This is a genomic window from Mitsuaria sp. TWR114, assembly GCF_007997345.1.
Map to the genome: position 1 here is coordinate 1 of NZ_VOSR01000754.1, position 8,536 is coordinate 8,536.

At 72.4% G+C, this 8,536-nt stretch carries 8 protein-coding genes; 5 read left to right on the forward strand and 3 right to left on the reverse strand.

All coding sequences use genetic code 11. The features are described 5' to 3' along the window. The 3 genes from FUT87_RS23680 to FUT87_RS23690 all read right to left on the reverse strand — a co-directional run. A partial coding sequence (locus FUT87_RS23680) for an ATP-binding cassette domain-containing protein (protein ID WP_255511993.1) occupies positions 1-869 on the reverse strand: 869 nt, incomplete at its 3' end. Next, positions 866-1,966: a BMP family protein gene (locus FUT87_RS23685; RefSeq protein ID WP_147242587.1), complete on the reverse strand. Its 1,101-nt coding sequence runs from the start codon at positions 1,964-1,966 to the stop codon at positions 866-868. The genes FUT87_RS23685 and FUT87_RS23680, both read right to left, overlap by 4 nt. 34 nt (positions 1,967-2,000) lie before the next feature. Then, a complete protein-coding gene (locus FUT87_RS23690; RefSeq protein WP_147242588.1) occupies positions 2,001-2,753 on the reverse strand; it encodes a GntR family transcriptional regulator in 753 nt (250 codons plus the stop codon). A gap of 238 nt (positions 2,754-2,991) precedes the next feature. On the opposite strand from FUT87_RS23690, the gene FUT87_RS23695 reads away from it, so the two are divergent. From FUT87_RS23695 to FUT87_RS31085, 5 genes are all read left to right on the forward strand, one after another. Beyond that, positions 2,992-5,298: a TonB-dependent receptor gene (locus FUT87_RS23695; protein WP_147242178.1), complete on the forward strand. Its 2,307-nt coding sequence runs from the start codon at positions 2,992-2,994 to the stop codon at positions 5,296-5,298. Beyond that, positions 5,295-6,566 carry an esterase-like activity of phytase family protein gene (locus FUT87_RS23700; protein WP_147242177.1) on the forward strand — a complete coding sequence of 424 codons (1,272 nt, stop codon included), beginning with the start codon at positions 5,295-5,297 and terminating at the stop codon, positions 6,564-6,566. The genes FUT87_RS23695 and FUT87_RS23700 overlap by 4 nt, the downstream gene beginning before the upstream one ends. Next, positions 6,563-7,150, forward strand: a complete 588-nt coding sequence (locus FUT87_RS23705) for an RNA polymerase sigma factor (RefSeq protein WP_147242589.1) — start codon at positions 6,563-6,565, stop codon at positions 7,148-7,150. The genes FUT87_RS23700 and FUT87_RS23705 overlap by 4 nt, the downstream gene beginning before the upstream one ends. A gap of 161 nt (positions 7,151-7,311) precedes the next feature. Continuing rightward, a complete protein-coding gene (locus FUT87_RS23710) occupies positions 7,312-8,244 on the forward strand; it encodes a hypothetical protein (protein ID WP_147242590.1) in 933 nt (310 codons plus the stop codon). Continuing rightward, positions 8,244-8,372, forward strand: coding sequence for a hypothetical protein (locus FUT87_RS31085; RefSeq protein ID WP_255511994.1), 129 nt, complete (start codon positions 8,244-8,246; stop codon positions 8,370-8,372). The genes FUT87_RS23710 and FUT87_RS31085 overlap by 1 nt, the downstream gene beginning before the upstream one ends. The last annotated feature ends 164 nt before the right edge of the window (positions 8,373-8,536 follow it).

Consider the following 8,536-nt stretch of genomic DNA (forward strand, 5'->3'; position numbering starts at 1 on the left):
CGCGGCGCGACGGCGCGTCCCACCACCATCGCGGCGATCTCCGCCTCGCCGACGTCCCGCGTCGCGGCGCTGCCGGCCACGCGGCCGCCGCGCAGCACGGTGAAGCGGTCCGAGACCTCGCGGATCTCCGCGATCCGGTGCGTGATCAGGATCACCGCCAGGCCGTGGTCGGCGTAGCGCCGCAGCGCGGTCATCAAGGCCGCGGCCTGCTGCGGCGCCAGCACCGCCGTCGGCTCGTCCAGCATCAGGATGCGGGCGCCCTGGTGCAGCGCCTTGAGCAGCCCCACCGCCTGCTGCTCGCCCAGCGAGAGCCGCGACACCGGCGTGCGCGGATCCAGCGGCAGGCCGAAGCGGCGCGCCGTCTCGGCGACCTGCTCGATCGCGACGCGGGTGTCGAGCAGCGGACCGCGGCGCGGCTCCTGGCCGAGCACGACGTTCTCGGCGACGGTGAAGGAGGGCACCAGCGTCACATGCTGCGGCACCAGGCCCATGCCGGCGGCGATCGCCTCGCGCGGCGTGCGCCAGCGCACCGGCCGGCCATCCAAGTGGATCTCCCCGGCGCTGGGCTGCTCCAGCCCGTAGAGCATCTTCATGACGGTGGACTTGCCGGCGCCGTTCTCGCCGACGATGGCATGCACCTCGCCCGGCGCGATGGACAGGCTGACCTGGTCCACCGCCAGCGTGCCGGTCGGGTAGCGCTTGGAGACGCCGTGCAGCGACAGCCGCCCGGGCGGGGTGGCGCCGATCGGCGCGCTGCTGGGCGGGGTGCCCGATGAGGCGCTCATCGCGGTGTTCATCGCGGCGCTCGTTGTGGGGCTCGTTGCGGCGCTCGCTGCGATGTTCAACGGCGTGTTCATCGCGGCGCTCATCCGGGCGTCCTCGCCGAGAAGGCGCTCGGCACGCGGCGCTGGCCGGCAACGATCTCCGCCCGCACCTGCTCGAGTTCCTGCCAGAGCGCGGGCGGCCACTGCGCCAGCAGGCCTGCGCGGGGCGCGAGGCTCACGCCGCGCTCCGCCAGGCCCAGCGACACGACACCGCCCGGCGCCGCGGGCTCCCGCAGGGACACGCGCAGCGCCTCCAGCACCGCGACGTCGACGTTCTTGACCACCGAGGTGAGGATGCGCGCCGCCAGCGCCGGCTGGCGCGGGCGGTAGAGCGCGTACTGGTCCACGTCCACGCCGATGGCGTAGCGGCCGGTTTCCAGCGCGGCCTCGTTGACGCCCTGGCCGCTGGCGCCCGCCACATGGAACACGATGCCGGCGCCGCGGCCGAACAGCGTCTTGGCGATCTCCTTGCCCAGCGCCGGATCGGAGAAGGAGTTGGCGTACTGGGTCGCGACCGGCAGGTCCGGATCCGCGGCCTTGGCGCCGGCGCGAAAACCCACGATGAAGTCGTCGACGACCGGGAACTGCATGCCGCCCATCACCCCCAGGCCGCCGCCGGGCGCGACGCCCGGCAGGCCGGCCCGGTCGAGCCGCGCGGCCAGCCAGCCGGCCAGGTAGGCGCCCTCGTTCTGGCGGAACAGCAGCGAGCGCACGTTGCGGCAGGCGCAGCGGCCGGCGTCCACGGCGGCGTCGTAGAGCACGAAGCGACGTTCCGGATAGGCCCGCGCCAGCTGCTCGACATAGGGCGCCATCGTGTAGGTGCCGGTGACGATCAGGTCGTAGTCGCCGCTGTCGGCCAGCGCGGTCAGAGCCGGCAGCCAGCGCGTCGGGTCGGTGCCTCCCTCCACGATCTTGACCGTGACCGGTAACTGCCGCGCCGCTTCGCGCATGCCCTTGGCCGCGCCGTCGAAGAAGGACTTGTCGCCCAGCGTGCCGTTGATGAAGAGCACGGCGCGCACCGCGTGGCCGGCCTGGGCGCGCGGCAGCAGCCGCTCGCCTGCGGCCTTCAGGCCGTAGAGCACGGCCACGGCCGCCAGCAGCCACAGGAGCTGACGCAGGAGGAAGCAGAGGGCGGGGCGCATCGACGGCGGTGCCGGGAGGGGGCGGCCGGCGCGCTCAGACGAGCCGGCTGGACTGCGTGATCCGCGCGCTGTACCGGTAGCTGGACACGTACTTCATGAGGCAGTACTCGATCGGCTCGCGCCGCTCGGACAGCGTGATGCGCTCGCAGACCAGCAGCGGCGCGCCTTCCGGCACGCCGAGCAGCCGCGCTTCCTCCGCGTCGGCGCTGGCGGCGAACAGGTTCTCCACCGCTTCCACCGGCGCAAAGCCGGCGCGTTCCATCAGCAGCTGGTACAGCGAGCGGGCACGTTCCACCTCCTGCAGCTCGAGCTTCACGCCCGGCGGCAGCGGGAAGTAGGCGTCGTGCAGGCCGACCGGCACGCCGTTGGTCAGGCGCACGCGCCGCACGCGGGTGAGCGGGTGGCCGGACTCGAGCTGCAGCAGCTGGGCGATGGCCATGGTGGCCGGGCTGAACTCGAGGTTGAGGATGCGCTGGCTGGGCAGGCCGCCGCGCTGGCGCGTGTCCTCGGAGAAGCCGTCGATGTAGCGCGACATGCGGCGCACCAGCGCCGGCGCGACGAAGGTGCCGCGGCCGTGGTCGCTGTAGACCAGTCCGTGGTCCTCCAGCAGCCGCACCGCCTTGCGGATGGTGTCGCGGCTGACCTGGTGCTGCTCGGTGAGCTCGCGCTCGGAGGGCAGGGCCTCGTTGTCGGCGAGGCGCCCGTCGTCGATGGCGGCGCGCAGCGCGTCGGCGACCTGGCGGTAGCGGGGAGGGGGCGCGGAGGCCTCGGCGGGTCGTTTGCTCATGTCCGGCAATGCTCTCATGGTACGTACCAGATGGTCAACAGGGTTGCTCCCAGTCCGCATCGCATGGCCGTTTTACGAGGCTGTGACAGCTGTTGCTTCCGAAGGAAAACCCGAAGTTCTGCGGAAAACATGCTGTGACCAGATTGACGTGGTACGTACCAGTGGATGATCATCCGGCCCGATCCGCGCAGTACCCCTCCACCCCGTTCCCGGTCCTTCCGCTGAAAGCTCCTCCACCATGCGCTCTCTCGCCCGCCTTCCGTTCGCACCGCTGCCCCTGGCGGCCCTGCTCGTCGCCGCCCACGCCCCGGTCCTGGCCCAAGAGGCCTCCGCGCCGGCCCGGCCCGCCAGCGAAGCCGCCGGCGATACCGCGCCTTCGATCGCGCCTTCGCCCGCGCCGGTGCCCGCCCGCTCGCAGTCGCTGGGCCAGGTGACGGTGACCGGCGAGTCCATCGGCCTGCGCCAGTCGCGCGCCAACGTGAAGATCACCGCGGCCGACCTGGAGCACTACCCGACCGGCGTCTCGGCCGACAAGCTGCTGGAGCGCGTGTCCGGCATCCAGGTCGGCTCGTCCAACGCCTTCGGCGGCGACGGCTTCGAGAGCACGATCAGCATGCGCGGCTTCGGCAAGGACAGCATCGGCTTCTCGATCGACGGCATCCCCAACGGCCGCACGACGCTGGGCGGCGGCTCGGTGCCCACGCGCTTCTTCGACAGCAGCAACCTGGCGGCGATCGATGTGTCGCAGTCGGCCGGCATCGTCGGCGCGCCGTCCCACCAGGCGCTGGCCGGCCACATCGATTACCTGACCCAGGATCCCGGCCGTGCCTTCGGCCTGCGCGTGGAAGCCGCCGCGGGCAGCGCCGAGCTCGGCCGGCTCTATGCCCGCGTGGACAGCGGCGAACTGGCGCCCGGACTCACCGCCTACCTGAGCGTGTCTCGGCAGCAGTGGCAGGTCTCCTACGTCGACGATCCCTCCGGCCACGACACCCGCGACCATGCCGACCTGAAGCTGGCCTGGCGCCTGGGCCAGGACACCACGCTGAAGCTCTACTCCAGCTTCAACGAGCGCAAAGAGACGAGCGCCAGCAACATCGTCACGCTCAGGCAGTTCCAGACCGATCCCAAGCAGGACGGCTACACCGACCACTGGACCGGCGTGCCCGGCGTCGACCGCAACTACCGCGGCCTCAAGGGCAACCCGCGCGAGGACCGGCTGAGCTACCTCAGCCTGAACACCACGCTGGGCGGCTTGAAGGTCTCGGCCAAGGCCTATCACCACGGGCAGGACGGGACCGGCAAGGAGACGGGCCTGGGCAACGGCGGCTATCCGGGGCTCGATGGCTCGGCCCGCAGCCTGTACTTCCGCGCCAACGACTACGACCTGTCGCGCAACGGCGCCTTGGTGGAAGTGGGCGCGCGGCATGGCGACCTGCTCGACTGGCGCGCCGGCGCCTGGTACGAGAGCTACGAGCGCGGTCAGGTGCGGCGCTGGTATCCGGTCCTCGACGAGGCCGCCGGGCCGGCCCTTGCCGACACGCCGGTCGCGATCAGCGAGGACAAGCACTGGAAGAACCGCTCCACCATGGTCTACCTGGCCAACCGCAGCAGCCTGCTGGAAGGCGGGCTCAAGCTGGACTACGGCGTCACCTACCTCGACAACCGGGTCGACTACCGCGCGCCGATCCAGGACTCGCGCACCGGCAAGCTGGATTTCGTCAACCAGGCGCGGGTGAACTCCGGCGTGCTGCCCAAGCTGGGCGCGCTGGTGCCGCTGGGCGCGAACACCGAGCTGTTCGCGGGTTACGCCAAGAACGCGGCCACGATGACCGACGCGACGCTCGAGGGCGGCGCGGCCACCACGATGGCGGCGGCGCTGCGGCCGCAGGACATGGACACCGCCAAGGCCTTCGACCTGGGCCTGCGCCACAAGGGCGACGGCTACGCGCTGAGCGTGCAGGGTTTTTCGATCCGCTCGAAGGAGACGGTCGCCGCGGACATCGCCGGCACGCTGCAGTCGGAGAACGTGGACCAGGGCCGCCGCATCGATGGCATCGAACTCAGCGCCAATGCCCGCGTGGGCGCGGCCTGGCGCCTGTATGGCGCCTTCACCTACCAGAAGGCGCGCTACGCGCTGGGCGACGTCGATGCGCAGGGTTATCCGGCCAAGGGCTTCATCCGCGACGGCGCGGACCTGGTCGGCATCGCGCCGCGCAACCTGTTCCTGGAAGCGACCTGGCGGCCGGGCGATGCCTGGCGGCTCGGGGTCAATCTCCGTCACGTGTCCAGCCAGGCCGGCTACTACGCGAATCCGCGGGTGGCGAACAGCGGCGTCGACGAGCGCATGCCGGCGTACACGCTGCTCGGCGCGAGTGGGTCGTACCAGTGGGATCACCTGACCCTCGGCCTGAACCTGGAGAACATCACCAACAAGCACTACCTCTCCGGCGTCGCGCCCGAGCTGATGACGAGCCCCTCCAGCATCGGGCGCTACTTCATCGGCGCGCCGCGCACGGTGGTGCTGTGGGTGAGGATGGAGCTGTGAAGCGCTCCCCGGTGACCCGCCCCGGCGGCGCGGCGATCCTCGTCGGGGCCGTGACCGCGGTCGCGCTCCTGCTGGGCGGCTGCGCGCCGGTGACCTCGACGGTGGACGCGCGTGCGGCGGCACGCGTTGCGGTGGACGCGGCGACGGGTGCGGCGGCAGAAGCGTCGGCAGGTGCGCCGGGGACGGTGGCCTGGGCGCAGCCGCCCATGCGCCTGCGGCTCATCGGCGAGACCGTCATTCCGCGCGTGGCGACCGATCCGCTGCTGCGCCATCTCGGCGGCATCTCCGGCCTCGACTACGACCCCGTCGAGGACACCTGGTACCTGCTCAGCGACGACCGGTCGGAGCACGCCCCCGCGCGCTTCTACACCGCCAGGATCCGCTGGAACGCGCAGGGCCTGGAGGAGCTGCGCGTGACCGGCCTCACCCCGTTGTTGCAGCGGGACGGCCAGCCCTATCCGAATGTCCGCGCGCCGACGCGGCCCGGCGAGCCGCCGCCCGACAGCCCCGATCCCGAGGCCTTGCGGCTGGACCCGCGGACCGGGCGCCTGCTCTGGTCCAGCGAGGGCGACCGCCCGCGCGGCCTGCAGCCCTTCATCCGCTGGTCGGAGCGGGACGGCCGCTTCGCCGGCGAGCTGCCGCTGCCCGAGCGCCTGCGCGTGCATCCCGACGAGCCGCGCGGGGCCCGGGACAACCTCAGCCTGGAAGGCCTGGCGCTGGCCGAGGATGGCTCCGTGTGGGCCAGCATGGAGGCGCCGTTGATCGAGGACGGCGAGCCGCCGACACGCGAGGCGGGCGCGTTGACCCGCTTCACCCACCTGGACCGGCAGGGCCGGGTGCTGGGGCAGTACGCCTATCCGGTCGAGCCGGTCCCCGAGGCGCCGACGGGCGGTCAGCGCCGGTCCGACAACGGCGTCAGCGATGTGCTGGTCACGCCGGCCGGCACGCTGCTGGTGCTGGAGCGCTCGGGCCGGGAAGTCGCCGAGCGAGTCTTCAAGTTCCGCGTGCGGCTGTACGAGGCCCGCGTCGACGGCGCCACCGACGTCTCGGCCGTGGCCTCGCTGCGCGACGCGGCGCTCGTGCCGATGCGCAAGCGGCTGATCCTCGACCTGCAGGCCGCCGGCGCGCGGGGACCGATCGACGACCTCGAAGGCATGGCCTGGGGACCGGTGCGGCCCGACGGCAGTCGCACGCTGGTGATGGTGGCCGACGACAACTTCTCGCCGCAACAGGTGACGCAGGTCCTGGCCTTCGAGGTGGCGCCATGAGGGACGAGGACATGGAAGGCCTGCTCGGGGCCTGGCTGCAGGCGGCCGGCGCCGGGGACCGCGCGGCGTTCGAGCAGCTGTACCGCCACTTCCAGCCGCGCCTGACGCGCTTCATCCAGCGCTGCTGCTCGCGCCCGCATGTGGTGGAAGAGGCGGTCAACGACGCGCTGTGGGTGGTCTGGAAAAGCGCCGCCAACTTCCGCGGCGACTCGCGGGTGACGACCTGGGCCCATGGCATCGCGTATCGCTGCATGCTCAAGGCGCTGCGGGACCGCGAGGTCGGACAGGAGATCAATGCCTCGGCGGTGCCGGAGGCGGAACTCGCCGAGGCGGAACCGTTCTTCGACGACGGCCCCGATCGCGAATTGCGCGACTGGGTGCGTCACGGGCTCGCCGCCTTGTCGCTGGAGCAGCGCACGACGGTGGAGCTGGCCTACTGCCAGGGCGAATCCTGCGAGGAGATCGCGCGGATCATGGCCTGCCCCTCGGGCACGGTGAAGGCGCGCCTGGTGCGCGCGCGGGAGAAGCTCAAGGACGTGCTGCCGGCGCTGGCGGAAGCGGCGGTCGGGACGCGCGGCTACTGAGCCGACTGCGCCCGAGGACCGGTCGGGGCCCGCGGTCGACCGCGTCGGCGCGTTCGCTTCGACGCCACCCGCTTCGCGTCCGTCTCGCTGTCGTCATCGCGGTGTGCCTATCGTCATCGCCGGCCGAACCCATCACCCAACAACTCGGCCAGGGAGCTTCCATGACGACCATCCTTGCGTCGACGACACCTCCGGCGAACGGGACGATCCCCGCTCATGCCGACACCGTTTCAGCCGGCACGCCCGCCGACGTCACCGGCGTCATCGCCGACTGGCGCCGCGAGGCCGCGCTGCGGCTGGGCGCCAGCCCCGAAGTCGCGCGGCACTTCGCCGCCACGGGCCTGATCGAGCTCGCCGGGCAGCCGCTGTCGCTGCATCCGCTGCACGACGAACCGACGGGGCCCTGGCTGGCCGTCACGCGCGCCGCGCGTCCGGCCGCGGTCGACGAGGCGGCCTGGTGCGACGCGCTGCTGCTCGCCACCGGGCAGGCGCTGGTCGCCACCCACGAGGCCTTCGGGTTGAACGACGACGGCGAGGCGGTGTTGATCCTGCGCACCGCCGCCGGGCACGCGCATCCCGATCTGCTCGCCGTTGAACTGGCCGGGCTGCTGCAGCTGCGGCAGGCACTGCTCGAGGGCGTGACGGCGCAGGCCGGAGCGGCAGCAGCGGCCGCAACCGCAGCAACGGCCGGGACGGCGGCAACGGCCGGCATGTCCGGAACGACTGAAGCTGCCGCGGGGCCCGCGAATGCGGCACAGCGCCGCGGTGTCGATGCGACCGCTGCGGCCGATGTCGACGCGCCATGCCTGGAAGCGCCCGAGCGCGTGCTCGTGCGCGTGCATGGGGCCTTGCTGCAAGCGGGCCTGCCCGCCGCGGACGCGCTGGCCGGCGCGCGCAGCGGATCGTTCACGCTGGACGGCGTGTCGATCGGCCTGGCCTGCGAAGACGGGACCGACACGCTGGTGCTGGTGTCCGACCTCGGCGCCGAAGCGCTCGACACGCTCGAGCGACGGCGGCTCGCGCTGCAGGCCAACACGACGCTGATGGTCTTCGCCGGCGTCGCCGTGGCCCGCGACGCGCGCGCGCCCGCCTGATGTCCCGCTGCCCGGTCGACGGTCGCAGCGCCGCCGATTTCGCCGACGGCTTCGCCGCCTGGTTGCGCGACTTCGCGCGCCTGGCCCGTGCCACATCGACGTCCCGCGACACCGCGGCCGCGCATTGAAGGAGGGAGCCGACATGCCTGCATCCATCACCCCTTCGACATCCAACCGCATCGAATCGTTCCGCCTGCCCGCCGAGGCCGGCACGTCCGTGCCGGGCGCCACAGCGACCGCGGGTACTTCAGGTACAGCAGGTGCAGCAGGTACCGCTGGCTCGACGGGCTCG